Raw genomic sequence first — 16,886 nt, 5'->3', positions numbered from 1 at the left:
CTTATTGCATCTCCACATTTTCGAGTTGAACAGTTGCTTGACTCGCAACGTCAACTACTTCTTGTACAGGAATGTAGCTGTTCGCTAACCACGCCATGCTTGAATTTGAAATATCAAGGAAGCTTTGTGGGTACAAACCAAGCCATAACAGACCGAAAGCACAGATTAACAAGATCACTACTTCACGCGCATTTAAGTCTTTCAATGGGTTGTTGTAGTGCTGCTGTTGTTCTTCGTTTGGCGTACCAAACAACGCTTTGTGGATCAGAATCAAGCCATAAAGACCTGCAAATACTAAGCTTACTGCCGCAAGAATAGTAAACACTGGGAATTTTGCATAAGAACCCATCAAGATCAGGAACTCACCAATGAAGTTACCTAGACCTGGAATACCTACAAGCGCCGCCACGAAGAACATGAGGAAGAATGCAAGATATGGGAACTGACCACGTATACCGCCCATCAAACGCATATCACGGGTATGAACACGCTCGTACACTTGACCACACATAATGAACAATGCAGCAGATGACAAGCCATGTGCCAACATCATGATCATCAAACCTTGGAAGGTTAAGATGTTACCTGCGTAAATCGCAAGTAAAACAAAGCCCATGTGTGAAATTGACGTATACGCAAGTAAACGTTTCATATCGGTTTGCTGGAAAGCACACCAAGCACCGTAGAAGATACCGATTAAACCGAAAATGATCGCGATGTCTGCAAACTGTGCAGAAGCCGCTGGGAAGAATGGAATCACAAAACGTAGTAAACCATATGCAGCCGTCTTAATTAAGATACCTGCAAGGTCAACCGAACCTGCTGTAGGGGCTTGCGCATGCGCATCTGGTAACCAGCCATGTAATGGGAAAACTGGAAGTTTTACCGCAAAACCGACGAATAAACACAGCATGAATGCAAAAGCAACAGCGGGTAATTCTTTGTCTAAAGTATTGGCTACAGCTAATAAATAGTTGTAATCAAAACCGATCATACCCGTCATCATGTAACCGTAAACCACAAGGCCTAGGATACCGATGAGCATGATAAGACCCGCTACTTGCGTGTAGAGGAAGAATTTGGTTGCAGCATAAACACGTGACTTACCTTCTGCCCCTTTATGACCCCAAAGTGCGATCAAGAAGTAGATAGGTACAAGCATCATCTCCCAGAAGAAGAAGAACAAGAACATGTCAATCGCTAAGAATACACCGATCACACCACCCAAAGACCATAAAAGGTTTAAGTGGAAGAAACCAACATTCTTTTGAATTTCACCCCAAGAACAGCCGACAGCCAACACACCTAAAAGTGCCGTTAAGCCCACCATTAATAGAGATAGACCATCCACCGCTAAGTGGATGTTAATGCCTAAAGTTTGAATCCATGGCAACATGAATTCAGCAGACCACGATGGCACTTTCGCGCCAAGTTCGTAGTTAAATGTACCTGTCTGCCATAGCGCAACAGTTAAGCCCAAAGTAATGAGCATACCCACTAACGCGATATAACGCGGCAGTTTGTCGTCGAGTTTGTCGACTAACCAACAAATAAAACCAGCAATGAACGGAACTAAGATCAGCGCGGGTAGAATCCAGTTGTTTGTGATTTCCATCTTATTTCCCCACGATCTGAGTGACGATCAAGACCATTAGTAATACAAAGATACCTAATGCCATGCTTGATGCGTAATCACGCAATGAACCCGTTTGACGTGAACTTGTGAAGCTATGACCGCCTTTTACAAGTGCAGGCAAGACTAACCACAAACGATCAATTGGATCACGACCTAAAATCTTCGCAATAAGCAAATATGGTTTCACAAAAACGATATCATAAAGCGCATCGAAGCCCAGTGCATTACGGCAAATGTTTGCAAGACCTGCACCCAATGACGTTTTAGCAAAGCCTTTCACTGCGCTATAAGCAAACGCAAACAAGACCACACCAATCACTAAACCAACCGACGCAATACCCACAGCAGTCCATTCAGCGCTATGCATACCATGTTCTAAAGCTTCAGGAATCACAAATGCTGGAATTTTTGCTGCATTTAAAATGCTTTCTACAGGCGCTTTAAGTACCGCACCAATGAAGGTCGAAAGTACAGCGAGAATACCCAAAGGTCCCCAGTATGTGATGCCTTTAATCGCATGATACGGCGTATTTTCTTTACCAAAGAACACAACCCAAATCAGACGGAATGTGTAAATCGACGTTAAGAATGCACCTGCTACACCCGCCCAGTATAATGAGTTATACACTGCGATTGATTCGCCTTGTACCCAAACTGCACCCAAGATCGCGTCTTTAGAGAAGAAGCCTACGGTGATGTATGGAATCGCGGCCAATGCACCGCCCCCAATGGCGAAACAAGCAAATAGGAATTTGTTCTTGTAGAACAAACCGCCCATCTTGAAGATGTTTTGTTCGTGGTGGTAAGCCAAAATCACTGCACCCGAAGACAAGAACAATAATGCCTTGAAGAATGCGTGAGTCAGCATGTGGAACAGGCCTGCTTGGTAAGCTTCAGCACCCACAGCCATAAACATATAACCCAGCTGACTCATCGTTGAGTAAGCCAAAATACGTTTGATGTCGGTTTGAACCAATGCAGCAAAACCAGCCACCAACAACGTTACCGCACCAGTGATTGAGATAAACATCATCACTTCAGGGGCCATTTCAAACACGGTGTACATACGGCAGCACAGGTAAACACCTGCAGTTACCATCGTTGCAGCGTGGATCAATGCAGATACAGGAGTAGGACCTGCCATTGCATCGGCCAACCATGTTTGTAATGGGATCTGTGCAGATTTACCTGCAGCACCCAAGAACAACATCAGTGCTGTCCAAATGGTTAAAGATGAACTTTGTGTCATCACTGTTGGTGCAGCTGCAACCACTTCAGCAATGTTTAAAGTACCGAACTGTTGGTAAATTAAGAACAAAGCGATCAGTAAGAAAACGTCACCGACACGTGTTACGGTAAATGCTTTAATTGCTGCAAAACCATTTGCAGGGTTTTGGTAGTAGTAACCAATCAGCAAGTAAGAGCATAGACCTACGCCTTCCCAACCTAAGAACAATAACGCTAAGTTATCGCCCAATACGAGCAGCAACATGCTGGCAACGAACAGGTTGAAATAAGAGAAGAAACGCGCGAAGTCTTCTTCACCACGCATGTACCAAGATGCAAAGATGTGAATCAGGAAACCCACACCCGTCACCATACCCATCATGAGCAGTGATAGACCGTCAAGATGTAAGCTAATGCCTGGGCTTAGGTTACCTACATTGAACCATGTCCAAAGATGTTGAACATAGGTCACTTTGCCATTGTTAACAAAGTCTAAACCAGCGATCAAAGCAACCAATGCAGAAAGGCCAACCGCCCCCACACCAATAATAGCAGCGACATTTTCAGGAAGCTTGTTGCGACCTGCCGCTAAAAGGACAAAACCAATGAGCGGGAATAATACTGTTAAATATAAAAAACTCATCCGCGCATCTCACTAGCAGCATCCACATCCAAGTGATGGAAGCGATGGTAGAACTGAAGGACGATCGCAAGACCAATACAAGCCTCTGCCGCAGCAAGCGTTAAGATCAGAATAAACATGATTTGTCCGTCTGGTTGTACCCATGCACTACCAGCCAAAACAAACGCAAGCGCAGCTGCGTTCATCATGATTTCAAGGCTCATTAACATAAATAATAGATTGCGTCGCACCATCACACCGTAAAAACCCAGTGCAAAAAGAATGGTTGCAACAATCAAACCATGTTCTAAAGGGATGTTGCCCATTATTGTTTGTCCTCTTCTGCACCTGGTTCACGTTTGCCAAGATGGAATGCTGCAACCAACGCAGCAAGCAATAACATGGCAGCAACTTCAACCAATAATAAATAGTGAGTAAAGAGTGCTTGGCCAACGGCTTTTGGACCCACAACTTCGGTACCCATAACAGGGCCAGCCACTGTGTAGTCAGAGCCGAGCATCCACACCAACACCAAGCCCATTAAGAAGCTCATGAGTGCTGGATATGCCCAAGCAGACGATGTTAACCATTTACGTTCTTGTTCAACGGTGTGTTGACCAAGGTTTAACATCATCACTACGAATACGAATAACACCATGATCGCGCCTGCATAGACGATGATCTCAAGCGCGCCAGCAAATGGCGCACCTACGATCATAAACATGCCTGCAACCGCAAGAAGTGACACGATCAAGCTTAATAAAGCGTGTACAGGATTCGCGTTGGTCACAACACGAATCGTAGAAACGATGGCCACAAGTGCCATCAAATAAAATGGCCACATCATGGTAATAAGCTCCGTACATCAACTGGTGCGCTTTCACGCTGCGCTTGACCTTTGTCTTTTCCAGTTACAGCCATACCTGTTACACGGTAGAAGTTGTAGTCTGGGTATTTACCAGGACCTGAAATGAGTAAGTTTTCTTTCTCATATACCAAGTCTTGACGAACGTATTCACCCAACTCGAAATCTGGAGTCATTTGAATTGCAGTCGTCGGACATGCTTCTTCACACATACCGCAGAAAATACAGCGTGAGAAGTTGATACGGAAAAACTCCGGATACCAACGACCATCTTCTTTTTCTGCTTTTTGTAGTGAAATACAGCCAACAGGACATGCAACTGCACATAAGTTACACGCAACACAACGTTCTTCACCATCTGGGTCACGTGTTAACACGATACGACCACGGAAACGTGGTGGAACAATTTGTTCGGCTGGCACTTCTGGGTAAAGAATGGTGTCACGTTTACGTGTCACGTGTGAGAAAACCATCCACAGTGAACGTACGATTGACCCGAACCCAGCTAGAATTTTATACATTTTATTCTCCCTGCCCTTACCACAGAATCACTGCGCCAGTAACTAATAAGTTAACTAACGCTAATGGTAAGCAAATCTTCCAACCAAAGTTCATCACTTGGTCATAACGCGGACGCATAAGTGAACCACGAGCCAAGACAAACATCATCACAAAGAATGCTGTTTTGATAATGAACCAGAATACGGGTGGAATGAACGGAATATCGATGTTAAATGGCGCTAACCAACCACCGAAGAATAGCGTGACGATCAATGCAGAGATCAGAACTACGTTGACGTATTCCGCAACGAAGAACATCCCCCATTTCATACCGCCGTACTCGACGTGGTAACCTTCCGCCAATTCTTGTTCTGCTTCTGGTTGGTCAAATGGGTGACGGTGAGTTACCGCAACACCTGCAACCACGAAGATTAAGAAACCTAAGAACTGTGGAATGACAAACCATACATCTTTTTGTGCTTCTACAATTTCACGCATGTTGAATGAGCCTGCAATTGCAACCACACCCATCAATGAAATACCCAAGAACACTTCATACGAAATGGTTTGAGCTGCAGAACGTAGACCACCAAGCAATGCATATTTGTTGTTTGATGACCAACCACCAAACAATACCGCATAGACTGCAATACCTGCCATTGCCATAAAGAACAATAGACCGATGCTCATGTCTGCAACACCTAAGTATGGTGATACAGGAATAACCATGAACGACATCACCGCTGTTGCCATGGCAACAGCAGGAGCTAAACGGAAAGTCAATTTGTCAGCAAACTTTGGTGTCCAGTCTTCTTTGAACATGATTTTCAGCATGTCGGCAACGATCTGGAACATCCCCCCAGGACCTACACGGTTCGGACCATAACGGTCTTGCCATAAGCCCAGTAAACGACGCTCAATAAAAGACATCAACGCAGCGATGAGTACTACAACGAGTAAAATCACAATCGCTTGAATGACTGAGTAGGCAATTGGCCAGTTCTCAGCCCAAAGCGGCGTTTGACGGATTAATTCTTGTTGCATGAATTACGCTCCTACCGCGACTGATACAGGCTCAGCAAGTGAAACCGTAGGTGCAAGACCAACTGGATAACCAATATAACCTGTAGGTAAATAATCAATCACTTGAACTGGAAGTACGATCGAAGTCTCGCCTGCTTTCACAGTGATTTTTTGACCATCTTGAACATTCAAACGAGTTGCATCTTGCTCACCCACTGCAAAGACTGCTTCAGGAATACGCGATTCCATCGCAGGTGTTTTCACAGTAAATTCACCAGAAGCAAAAATGTGATGCATCGGCACTAAACGGAAGCTTTCAGGGTTTGCAACCACAACCGCTGGAGCAACGAAAGTACGTGCTGGACGCTTCGCTAAACGATCAAATAAACGCACACCCGAATCACCACCTTTTAAGTGACCACCCACGTTATCTTGGAATTTGTTCCAAGCTTGCGGTGAGTTCCAACCTGCAGACCATGCAAATGGTACCAGTGGAGACGGCGTCTGGTTCCCAACATAACCTTCCATAGAGAATGTTAATGCCGAGTCGATATCTGTCGGTTGCTTCGGTTCATGCACGTTCAATGGTGCACGCATAGAGGTACGACCAGAGTAACGACGCGGTTCACGCGCAACTTTCAAACCATGGACACGGAAGCCCGCATCTGGAGCCACATCTTGAATCGCAGCAAGTGCAGGTACGTTTTTCGCAACTGACTCGATGACGTCATCAAGCAAGGTCCAAGAAATCGCTTTACCCTTCACGCCTGTTTCAATGGCATGTAACCAGCGCCAAGATTCTTTGATCGCCAGTTCAGGTTTGTAGTAGCTCGGGTCATACACTTGATAGAAACGTTGTGCACGGCCTTCTTGAGAGACAACCGTACCATCACCTTCAGCAAATGACGCAGCAGAAAGTACGATATCCGCTTTCTTCACAGTTTCAGTTTCAGAGTGATCTAAAACAATCACATCTTTACCAGAAAGTGCCGCTTCAACTTGTACCGCAGGTAAACGACGGAATAGATCATTTTCAACAATCACAACCGTGTCATAGTCTTGTGCAAACGCTTGTTCTAAACTTTGGCCACCGAAGATTGCTAAGCCCATAGAGTTGACTTCAGGAACTATCAAGGTTAAGCCAGCATTTCCACCAAGGTTTTGCGCAACTTGTGCAGCAGCTTCCATGATAGATGCGTCTTGTAAACTTGTACCTGAAATGATCAGTGGTTTCTTCGCCGCTTTCAGTGTATCTGCAATGTTCTGAGCAAATGCTTTCGCATCATCTGCCAGACCAAGAATTGCATCACCTTTCACAGCAGCAGCAACGGCAAAACCTAAACGAGCGATGTCGTTTGGAGAAGCAACCACTTCACCTGCAGCAACATCAGCAAGACGAGTTTGCGTTGCAGCGAGGATGAAAATCGGTGATTTCGCATCTTGAGCAATACGTTGTAGCGGTTCTGCTAACCAGTCTTGAGTACGACGTTCTGCAGCCATTTCTTTGGCTTTGTTTTTCGCCGCTTGACGAACAGACAACGCCATACGTGGCGCAGTTTGCGTTAAGTCTTCACCCAAAATAAGCACGGCATCATAGCTTTCGATTTCACGCATACCGGGGTTATATACACCTTCGGTTTGCATAATCGATGCAGCCAATTCAACCAAGTTTTGCTCTTTTTGAGACATACCTGTTGAATAGTTCTCTTGACCGACTAATTCGCGAAGCGCGAAGTTCGACTCAAGTGATGCGCGTGGAGAACCAATACCTAAGACTTTTTTGCCTTGGATATTTGCAATCACGGTATCTAATGCCTGATCTACAGAAACTGTAGTTGCTTCAGCACCATCACGGAACTGCGGTTGACGTGGACGATCTGCACGGTTCACATAACCTGTACCAAAACGACCTTTATCACAAAGGAAGTATTGGTTCACTTCACCGTTGAAACGGTTTTCGACACGACGAAGTTCGCCATAACGCTCACCCGGAGAAATGTTACAACCCGAAGAACAGCCTTGGCATACGCTTGGCGCATACTGCATGTCCCACTTACGGTTATAGCGTTCTGAGTGAGTTTTGTCGGTGAATACGCCCGTAGGACAGACTTCAGTCAAGTTACCCGAGAATTCAGACTCTAAAGTACCTGACTCAGGACGACCAAAGTAAACACGTGACGCGCTTGCATACACACCAAAGTCTGTACCACCCGCATAGTCGTTGTAGTAACGAACACAACGGTAACATGCAATACAACGGTTCATTTCGTGTGAAATAAATGAGCCTAGTTCTTGGTTGTAGTGTGTACGTTTAGTGAAACGGTAACGACGACGATCGTGTTGAGTCATCACTGTCATATCTTGTAAATGACAGTGCCCACCTTCTTCACAGACTGGACAGTCGTGTGGGTGGTTCGTCATCAAGAACTCAACAATTGACGCACGGAAGTCTTTCGCTTCTTTGTCTTCAATCGAGATGTAGGTATTGTCAGATGCAGGCGTCATACATGACATGACTAAACGACCACGCGTATCTTCAGGATTCGCGTATTGAGTCACGGCACATTGACGGCAAGAACCGACAGAACCTAAGGATGGATGCCAACAAAAGTACGGGATATCAATACCCAAAGACAAACATGCTTGCAGCAAGTTCTCTGAGCCATTGACTTCGTACGATTTGCCATCGACATGAATTGTAGCCATAGTCGAATTCCTTAAGCTTGTTCTACGTTGCTAGTTTGCGCAGCAGCATTCACTACTTTTGCTTCAAACTCGCCACGGAAATATTTGAGTGCACCCATCAACGGTTCCATTGCACCTGGAGCATGGGCACAGAAAGTCTTACCAATCCAAAGCTTACGAGTAAGTTCTTGTAAGTGATCGATATCTTCTTTCTTACCTGTACCATCTTCCAATGCTTTCAGTGCTTTCACCGCCCACGGTAAACCATCACGACAAGGCGTACAGAAACCACATGACTCACGTGCAAAGAATTCTTCTAAGTTACGTGTCGCTGAAACCATACATTGCGTTTCATCCACCACCATCAGCAAACACGTACCTAAACGTGAACCTGCTTTCATGATGCTCTCAGCATCCATCGGTAGATCAATGTGTTCAGCAGCCAAGAAGTCTGTAGACGCACCACCTGGTAACCATGCTTTAAGCTTTAAGCCATCACGCATACCGCCCGCATAGTCTTCAATGACTTCACGCGCAGTTGTACCAAATGGAAGCTCCCAAAGACCAGGGAATTTCACCTTGCCAGATGCACCATAAATTTTTGTGCCTGGATCTTTCGACTTACCCGCAGATAAGCCGATATACCATTCAGGGCCACGCAACATGATTGCCGGTAAGTTATTGTAGGTCTCTACGTTGTTAACAATGGTAGGACGACCCCAAGCACCTGCAACTTGTGGGAATGGCGGTTTCGTACGTGGGTTTGCACGGCGACCTTCAAGTGAGTTGATTAATGCAGTTTCTTCACCACAGATATAACGACCCGCACCAGTGTGCACATGCAACTCGAAGTTCCAGCCAGTTCCAAGGATGTTTTCACCCAAGTAACCTTTGGCACGAACTTGATCAAGCGCTTCATTTAAGTACGCAGCTGCTTCAATGTACTCGCCACGAATGAAGATATAGCCATGGGTTGCTTCTAGCGTATACGCTGCAATCAACATCCCTTCGATCAATTGGTGAGGAAGTTTTTCCATCAACAAACGGTCTTTAAAGGTCCCTGGTTCCATCTCATCGGCATTACAAATCAGGTAACGTGGCCCTGAATTGTCATTTGGCGCCATCAAAGACCATTTGATCCCTGCTGGGAAGCCTGCACCACCACGACCTTTTACGGTCGCAGCTTTAATCACTTCAAGCACATCTTTCGGCGGCATGGTGATTGCTTTTTTCAGACCCGCGTAACCTTCGAGTGCTTCGTAATCATCGGCATTACGAACGTGCTCTTGTTTACTCAAACGCCAAGTTAATGGATGCGTTTCTGGGTTACCTTCGCCATAAATTGGTTTTGGTTCGGTATTCATACATACTTCTCCAATAACTGTTTCACTGAAGAAACTTCAACCAAACCGTGAGTGTCTTCATTCACCATTAAGGTTGGGCCTTTGTCACAGTTACCTAAGCAGCAAATCGGCAGCAAAGTAAAACGACCATCAGCAGTCGTTTGACCAAACTGAATGCCTAACTCGCGCTGAAAAGCTTCTGCTAAAGTTTCCGCACCCATCAAGAAGCACGCGATAGAGTCACAAAGTAAAATGACGTTACGACCCACGGGTTGACGGTAAATACGGTTGTAGAAAGTTGCAACCCCTTCCAAATCAGCAACACTGATTGTCAATAACTGAGCAATGGCGTTTAGCTGCGCGTCATCTACCCAACCATTACGGCGTTGTACACACTTCAAAGCATCCAAAGATGCTGCACGTGGGTACGGATAGTGACCAATGTGATGTTCAATTTCGTGGATTTCGTCCGCAGTCAAAATCCCTTCAACATTCACGCGTGGCTTTTTATCAGTCAAAATCATCATAATGCGTTTACCCCTTAGCGATCCACGTCAGCCATAACGACATCAATAGTCGCTAAATAAATGATCAAGTCAGACATTAAGCTGCCGTTAATCACAGAAGGCATTTGCTGTAAATGCGTGAAGGTCGGTGTACGAATACGGGTACGGTAACTCATGGTTGACTTGTCTGAAGTCAAGTAGTAGTTCGACGCACCTTTTACCACTTCCGCCATCACAGATGCTTCACCTGCAGGCATTACTGGACCCCAAGATACGCTTAAGAAGTGCGTAATCAAGGTTTCAATGTCTTGTAAAGTCTTGTCTTTTGGTGGTGGAACAGCCAATGGGTGATCTGCTTTGTACGCACCTGAAGGCATGTTGTCTAAACATTGCTTCACGATTTTGAGTGATTCTTCAATTTCACGGAAGTGAACCATCACACGTGCATATGCATCGCCTTCGTACTCAAGTGGGATGTCGAAGTCGTAGTTTTCATAGCCACTGTACGGGCGATATTTACGAACGTCGAAATCAATACCTGTTGCACGCAGACCTGTACCAGTCACGCCCCAAGCCAACGCAGATTTTGCATCATATTGAGCTACGTTACGGGTACGACCAATAAATACTGAGTTGCGTAATGCAGCTGTATAGTATTCGTTCATACGCTTCGGCATCCAATCTAGGATTTCACGAATCAGATGCTGCCAGTTGTTTGGCAAGTCATGCGCTGTACCACCGATACGGAACCATGCTGGGTGCATACGGTAACCAGTGATCGCTTCAATCGCATCATAGATTTTTTGACGATCCGCAAACATGTAGAAGACTGGCGTCATACCGCCGGCATCTTGAATCGCAGTACCGATATACAACAAGTGGTTATTGATACGGAACAATTCAGACATCATGACACGGATACATTGCGCGCGGTCAGGTACAGTAATACCCGCCATTTGCTCCACACCCATCACATAAGGCATGTTTTGCGCACAACCACCCAAATAGTCCACACGGTCGGTATAAGGAATGAATGAATGCCAAGTTTGACGTTCAGCCATCTTTTCCACACCACGGTGGTGATAGCCGATATCAGGCACACAGTCTTTCACTTCTTCACCATCTAACTGCAAGATTACACGGAAAGCACCGTGCGCAGATGGGTGGTTAGGACCTAAGTTCAAGAACATGAAGTCTTCGTCGTCATTACCGCGCTTCATACCCCAATCTTCAGGTACGAAACGAAGGTGTTCCTGTTCGTAATCCTGCTTCGCTTGGTTCTGCATATACGGTGTATATTCAGTCGCACGTGCAGAATATTCTTTACGAAGAGGGTGACCTTCCCAATAGGTTGGCAACAAAATACGACGGAGCATTGGATGCCCTTCGAAATTGATCCCGAACATATCGTAAGCTTCACGTTCGTACCAGTTGGCATTTGGCCAAATGTTGGTTGCAGTTGGAAGATTTACATCATTTTCATTCAATGCAACTTTGATACGAATATCACTATTACGCTCAAGCGATAATAAGTGATAGAACACAGTAAAGTCAGACGCAGGTAAACCGTCGCGGTGTGTACGTAAACGTTCATCTACCGCAGACAAGTCAAACAACATCACGTATGGACGTGACACTGTACGCAAGAACATTAAAACTTCTTGTACGCGCGCGCGCTCAACCCAGACTGTTGGAAAGTCTTCAAAAGTCGTTTGCACATAGAAGTTCTCGCCAAATTTGGTTTTGAGCTCTTCTACAATTGCAAATGCTGGGCGTGAATCAACTTGCGCTGACTCTGGCATAGCGTTTTCAGTTTCAGCCATTGGCTTGGCTTCCTATTTAATACAAATTCATTCAACCTAAACGACAACTACACCCAGACTGGGTGCATCAAAACAACTGTCGTTTAAATTATTTAATTTCATCCATAGAGCGTAAGTTTTTCACTGCAATACGTTCAGCATTCTTACGGTCACGTTCTGGCATCATCTTTGGCTTATACACTGGCTTAAGATCATCACCAATCACAGCAGAAAGTGGACGGCGCTCTAATTGAATTTGGTCTTGTAACAACATTAATGCTTGGATTAACGCTTCTGGACGGGGTGGGCAACCTGGAATATAAACATCGACTGGGATGATTTTATCCACACCTTGTACAACTGAATAAATATCGTACATACCGCCAGAGTTTGCACATGCGCCCATTGAAATAACCCACTTCGGTTCCAACATTTGTTCATATAAACGTTGAATAACTGGAGCCATTTTGACGAAACATGTACCTGCAACAATCATCAAGTCAGCCTGACGAGGTGAAGCACGGATTACTTCGGCACCGAAACGCGACAAGTCATGCACGCCAGTTAAAGTCGTTGCATACTCTACGTAGCAGCAAGATGTACCAAAGTTAAACGGCCAAACTGAGTTCTTACGACCCCAGTTCACTGCTGTATGTGCCACGTCCTCTAAACGAGTCATGAACACATTTTTATTCACTTCTTCTTCAAGCGGATCCGTTACGATTTGACGCTCTTGAAGTGGATATTGATCAGCATCCGGATTCGCACGGGTTAATGTATATTTCATCCCGAGTTACTCCTTATCAGACGATTTAGCCGGTGACTTATCTTTCACACGACCAGATGATTGAGCTGGGATTTGACCTGTAGGGTCCATAACCAACTCTTCAATTGAATTAAAGCGAGTGATTTCTGCAAGATTCATATTTGGAGAACCAACTTTAGGTTTAATCCCTGCTGCTTTACGTTTATCGGAAGGTGACCAGTTAAGCGCACCAGTAGACAACTCATAAACCAAACCAACGAGTAAAACTAAAATAAATACTGCTGCAGTGGTGAAACCCACCCAACCCACTTCACGAACCGATGTAGCCCATGCGTAAAGGTAAAGCGCCTCTAAGTCGAATACGACGAAGAAGATTGCAACCAAATAGAACTTTGCTGACAGGCGGATACGTGCGCCACCAGCACCAACCACACCTGATTCAAATTGCTCTTGCTTTGCACGACCCCATGACTTACCCCCAAGGAGTAATGGGACAGTGAGCATAAAGACGCAAAGAAATGTAACGCCGATCACGAAGGCAATAATTGCCCATTCGTATGGAGTAATGGCACTCATGCGGGGATAACTCCTGGCAGGCCTAATTTATTAACAAAGAATGCATGTATTGGCCTTCAAATACACCAAACACAAAATTAATCCCGCCAATTGTACCCGATTGCTGACGTAAGTTGCTAGCTTATAGACCTTCGTCTTTAGGATGATTTCTCTTCGTTTTTTGAGATTTTTTCGATGAAAGCCCTTTTATTTCGAAACCAATCGCTTTATCTAATAAAACACTACTATTCTATTATTTTTCCAAATTTTGACATTCAAACAAAGCCTATAAAGCATTTTTCAACCTCATTCCGATAACAATCACACAATCAGCAGTTTAAAAAACTCAGCTCAACAACCGCTGCATTTTGTTTATTTAAAAAGTACAAAAGTAGATTAAGTCACTCATATTTTTTGTATTTTTTTTGAAAATCACTCCAATCAATTAATGCACTTAGCTTTTTCTTGTGCTATTGATATAGACAACCAACAACAAAGAATAAGGAGCACCACATGAGTCTGGAATTCACCCATAAACCTAACTATTTTTTATTTGCCCAGTTGCTTATTCGCCATGTTGAAACTTATGTTCGTAAACACCCCGATGCCAATAATGCCATCTTTGATTTACGCGACATTTATGAGCTTTTTCGCCAAGACAAAGCGTCAGCCACCACCAACCTTGATGGCATTATGAATATTGTGGATGAATATAAAATTGAAACGATTAATGGTGATCAAAAGCTCATTAGCCGTTATGGCATAGATACGCAAAATAACTCATTATTGATTGACTTTAATGCAGATGCGCTTGAAAGTCTAAAACAAGGCAAGCAGATTATTTCTCCCGATGCCAGCATCCAAGAATAAGTCAGCATTGAAAATAAAAAAGCACCGAAATTCGGTGCTTTTTTATTTTCAATGCTTAGCTTTTTGAGTCTGTATTATCTTTAACACTATACTTCTTTTTAGACTTACTAAAGCGATGTGCCGGCCACGTCATGGTAAAACGTGCACCACCGAGGCTTGGACTCTGATCCACTTTAACGCTACCACCAAACCAATAGGCAATTCGGCTCACAATCGACAAACCTAAACCATAGCCACCCGATGCTCGCGTCCGGCTATCATCCAAACGTGCAAAGGCTTCAAAAACGCGCTCTCGCTCGTCTTCTGGAATACCGGGCCCGTCATCTTCAACACAAACATAGGCCATACCGCTGTCATTAATGCCACCACTAACCAGCACCTGATGGTCGCCATAACGAACCGCATTACCAACCAAGTTCTGTACCACACGGTGTAAATAACGACGCTCAGCCTCAACCGTTAAGGTTAAAGGAGGAGCATTTAAATGAATTTCTTTCTGGGTTTTTAAGGCTTCCGTCTCAACCACCACCTGATCTAAGACTTCAAACAATACAATGTTTTCAATATCCAGTGATGGTGTGCCCTGCTCTAACTTGGCATAGGTCATGATTTCATCAATTAAGGTATTTAAAGCCTCAATATCTTTATCAATCATATCGACTTGCTGAAGACGATATTCATAATCATCTTCTTCAGCCAACATTTCCATACCAAAACGAATCCGAGCAACAGGCGTACGAAGCTCATGTGATACCGCACGCATCAGCTCACGCTGCGCCTCGATGAGTCGCTGAATATGATCTGACATGCTGTTATAGCTATTGGCTAGACTGGCCATTTCATCCGTGCCGTCGACAGGCAAACGTAGGGTCATGTCACCCGCTTTCATACGGTTTAAACCATAATTGACCTCACGCAGTTTACGCTGCATCGGTACAAGCAAGCCATACACCCCCAAACTCAGCACAAACAGGCTCAACAAGGTAATCCCTGCTGCGAGCTGAAACGGCATCCAGTTGAAAATAGGCACAGGACCCAATACCAAAACCTTGCTCGGTGAACTAGGTAAAGGTGGAGACACAATAGAAATGGTGGTGCCACGCACAGAAGCACTATCACGATATAAGATCACGCTATGATCTAAACGCAAACGACCAATCTGCTCCGACTCTAAAGCCAGATTTTGTACTTCTTCAATTTGCACAGGATAAGAGAAATGTTTCTGTACTTTTTCCAAGTACTCTTCTTCTTGACCTGGGTAATACACCAAATAATCTAGGATAAAAATCGGGAGTGCTTTCATTTGCAGCTCACCAATTTTATCTACTTTAATATACAGTAAATGATTCGGATCATCTTTTAGACCAATAATCAGGTAAGCGACTTGCGTTTGTGCATCATAACGCACAGCCGCTTTACGCTCACTGATCCGCTTTAATTCTGCACGACTCAAATCCACCTTATCGGCAGGGATCATATTAATCGGCAGTTCAAGCAAATCTGAAGCATCTGAAATCCAGTCTGCTTTTTGCTGTGCATTGGTCTGACGGGATACACCTTCACTAATAATAAAGGAAATCCCGTCCGTCAAAGACTCGCGATATTCTTGCACTCGCTGATAGTTAATAATTTGTACAAGCAAATATCCCATGAGGGCAACAATAGCGACCAGCACTACCAACCCAGCATAGATACGCAAGAATATACTGTGTTTGAACACTAAAAATGTCCCGTTTTAACGAATCAAATAAACGGCTTAAAGACCATTGGTTTCTTTTACAAACAAGTAGCCTTTACTACGTACCGTTTTAATACGTTTTGGATTTTCAGGATCATCACCAATTTTTGGACGAATACGCGAAATACGCACATCAATTGAACGGTCTTGACCGTCATATTCAATACCACGTAAGCGCTCGAAAATGTCTTCGCGAGAAAGAATGCGTCCTGCATTTGAAGCCAACAACCACAATAAGTCATATTCAGCGCTGGTAAAGTCAACCAACTCACCATTTAAAGTCACTGAACGACCACCGTTATCGATCACCAGATCATCAAATTCGATACGCTGGGCAACTTCATCTTCCGGCGCTTTGTCAGTACGACGTAATAAAGCACGAATACGTGCAAGTAAAACACGTGGCTGAACTGGTTTTGCCACATAGTCATCTGCACCCATTTCTAGACCAAGCACTTGATCCATATCTTCGGTACGTGCAGTCAACATCAAAATCGGTTGGTGATAATGTGGACGAACTTCACGGCAAATGGTTAAACCATCTGCACCTGGAAGCATCACATCCAACACCACCATATCGGGTTGTTCTGCAATAATACGGCGAATGGCACGGTTACCATCGGGTTCTACCCCAACCTCAAGACCATTACGGATCAGGTACTCTTGAGTTAAGCGAGCTAGGCGCTCATCGTCTTCTACGATTAAAATTTTTGGTAACTTTTCTTCTTGGCTCATGGAGTGCCCCTT

The 16,886-nt window shown here is 44.5% G+C and carries 15 protein-coding genes; 1 reads left to right on the top strand and 14 read right to left on the bottom strand.

Going from position 1 to position 16,886, the window contains the following annotated elements:
* Nucleotide 1: 1 nt before the first annotated feature.
* From nuoM to AC4MC0_RS03735, 12 genes are all read right to left on the bottom strand, one after another.
* Nucleotides 2–1,609: an NADH-quinone oxidoreductase subunit M gene (gene nuoM, locus AC4MC0_RS03790; RefSeq protein WP_335997571.1), complete on the bottom strand. Its 1,608-nt coding sequence runs from the start codon at nucleotides 1,607–1,609 to the stop codon at nucleotides 2–4.
* Nucleotides 1,610–1,616: 7 nt separating this feature from the next.
* Nucleotides 1,617–3,506 (bottom strand): NADH-quinone oxidoreductase subunit L, encoded by a 1,890-nt coding sequence (nuoL, locus tag AC4MC0_RS03785; protein WP_335997549.1) that lies wholly within the window; start codon nucleotides 3,504–3,506, stop codon nucleotides 1,617–1,619.
* Nucleotides 3,503–3,811 (bottom strand): NADH-quinone oxidoreductase subunit NuoK, encoded by a 309-nt coding sequence (gene nuoK / locus AC4MC0_RS03780; RefSeq protein ID WP_004695395.1) that lies wholly within the window; start codon nucleotides 3,809–3,811, stop codon nucleotides 3,503–3,505. Before nuoK ends, nuoL begins: the two co-directional genes overlap by 4 nt.
* Nucleotides 3,811–4,329, bottom strand: a complete 519-nt coding sequence (gene nuoJ, locus AC4MC0_RS03775) for an NADH-quinone oxidoreductase subunit J (protein ID WP_171054232.1) — start codon at nucleotides 4,327–4,329, stop codon at nucleotides 3,811–3,813. The genes nuoK and nuoJ overlap by 1 nt, the downstream gene beginning before the upstream one ends.
* Entirely contained in the window at nucleotides 4,329–4,871 is a 543-nt protein-coding gene (gene nuoI / locus AC4MC0_RS03770; RefSeq protein ID WP_004651038.1) for an NADH-quinone oxidoreductase subunit NuoI, read from the bottom strand. Before nuoI ends, nuoJ begins: the two co-directional genes overlap by 1 nt.
* A 16-nt stretch (nucleotides 4,872–4,887) precedes the next feature.
* Nucleotides 4,888–5,895, bottom strand: a complete 1,008-nt coding sequence (gene nuoH, locus AC4MC0_RS03765; protein ID WP_004695391.1) for an NADH-quinone oxidoreductase subunit NuoH — start codon at nucleotides 5,893–5,895, stop codon at nucleotides 4,888–4,890.
* A 3-nt stretch (nucleotides 5,896–5,898) separates the two neighbouring features.
* Complete coding sequence (gene nuoG, locus AC4MC0_RS03760) at nucleotides 5,899–8,580, bottom strand: NADH-quinone oxidoreductase subunit NuoG (RefSeq protein ID WP_491887289.1); 2,682 nt, start codon at nucleotides 8,578–8,580, stop codon at nucleotides 5,899–5,901.
* An 11-nt stretch (nucleotides 8,581–8,591) separates the two neighbouring features.
* Nucleotides 8,592–9,923, bottom strand: coding sequence for an NADH-quinone oxidoreductase subunit NuoF (gene nuoF / locus AC4MC0_RS03755; protein WP_078389994.1), 1,332 nt, complete (start codon nucleotides 9,921–9,923; stop codon nucleotides 8,592–8,594).
* On the bottom strand, nucleotides 9,920–10,429 hold the full coding sequence (gene nuoE / locus AC4MC0_RS03750; protein ID WP_004982912.1) for an NADH-quinone oxidoreductase subunit NuoE: 510 nt from the start codon (nucleotides 10,427–10,429) through the stop codon (nucleotides 9,920–9,922). Before nuoE ends, nuoF begins: the two co-directional genes overlap by 4 nt.
* A gap of 14 nt (nucleotides 10,430–10,443) precedes the next feature.
* On the bottom strand, nucleotides 10,444–12,231 hold the full coding sequence (gene nuoC / locus AC4MC0_RS03745; protein WP_335997558.1) for an NADH-quinone oxidoreductase subunit C/D: 1,788 nt from the start codon (nucleotides 12,229–12,231) through the stop codon (nucleotides 10,444–10,446).
* An 88-nt stretch (nucleotides 12,232–12,319) separates the two neighbouring features.
* A complete protein-coding gene (locus AC4MC0_RS03740; protein ID WP_004695382.1) occupies nucleotides 12,320–12,997 on the bottom strand; it encodes a NuoB/complex I 20 kDa subunit family protein in 678 nt (225 codons plus the stop codon).
* A 6-nt stretch (nucleotides 12,998–13,003) separates the two neighbouring features.
* The gene (locus AC4MC0_RS03735; protein ID WP_004695380.1) at nucleotides 13,004–13,552 is read right to left on the bottom strand and encodes an NADH-quinone oxidoreductase subunit A; all 549 of its coding nucleotides are present in this window, start codon (nucleotides 13,550–13,552) and stop codon (nucleotides 13,004–13,006) included.
* A 492-nt stretch (nucleotides 13,553–14,044) separates the two neighbouring features.
* Here AC4MC0_RS03735 and AC4MC0_RS03730 point away from each other — a divergent pair, with 492 nt between their 5' ends.
* Complete coding sequence (locus AC4MC0_RS03730; protein WP_004695379.1) at nucleotides 14,045–14,401, top strand: hypothetical protein; 357 nt, start codon at nucleotides 14,045–14,047, stop codon at nucleotides 14,399–14,401.
* A 55-nt stretch (nucleotides 14,402–14,456) separates the two neighbouring features.
* Here the strand turns inward: AC4MC0_RS03730 and bfmS are convergent, their stop codons facing one another.
* Entirely contained in the window at nucleotides 14,457–16,121 is a 1,665-nt protein-coding gene (gene bfmS / locus AC4MC0_RS03725; protein WP_094148765.1) for a sensor histidine kinase BfmS, read from the bottom strand.
* A gap of 36 nt (nucleotides 16,122–16,157) precedes the next feature.
* Nucleotides 16,158–16,874 carry a response regulator transcription factor BfmR gene (gene bfmR, locus AC4MC0_RS03720; RefSeq protein ID WP_004695375.1) on the bottom strand — a complete coding sequence of 239 codons (717 nt, stop codon included), beginning with the start codon at nucleotides 16,872–16,874 and terminating at the stop codon, nucleotides 16,158–16,160.
* Nucleotides 16,875–16,886 lie beyond the last annotated feature (12 nt).

It is taken from the genome of Acinetobacter sp. CAU_H_S139_7, from assembly GCF_058599305.1.
The sequence above is the reverse complement of the archived record's forward strand: the minus strand, read 5'-3'. Positions and strand labels throughout refer to the sequence as shown.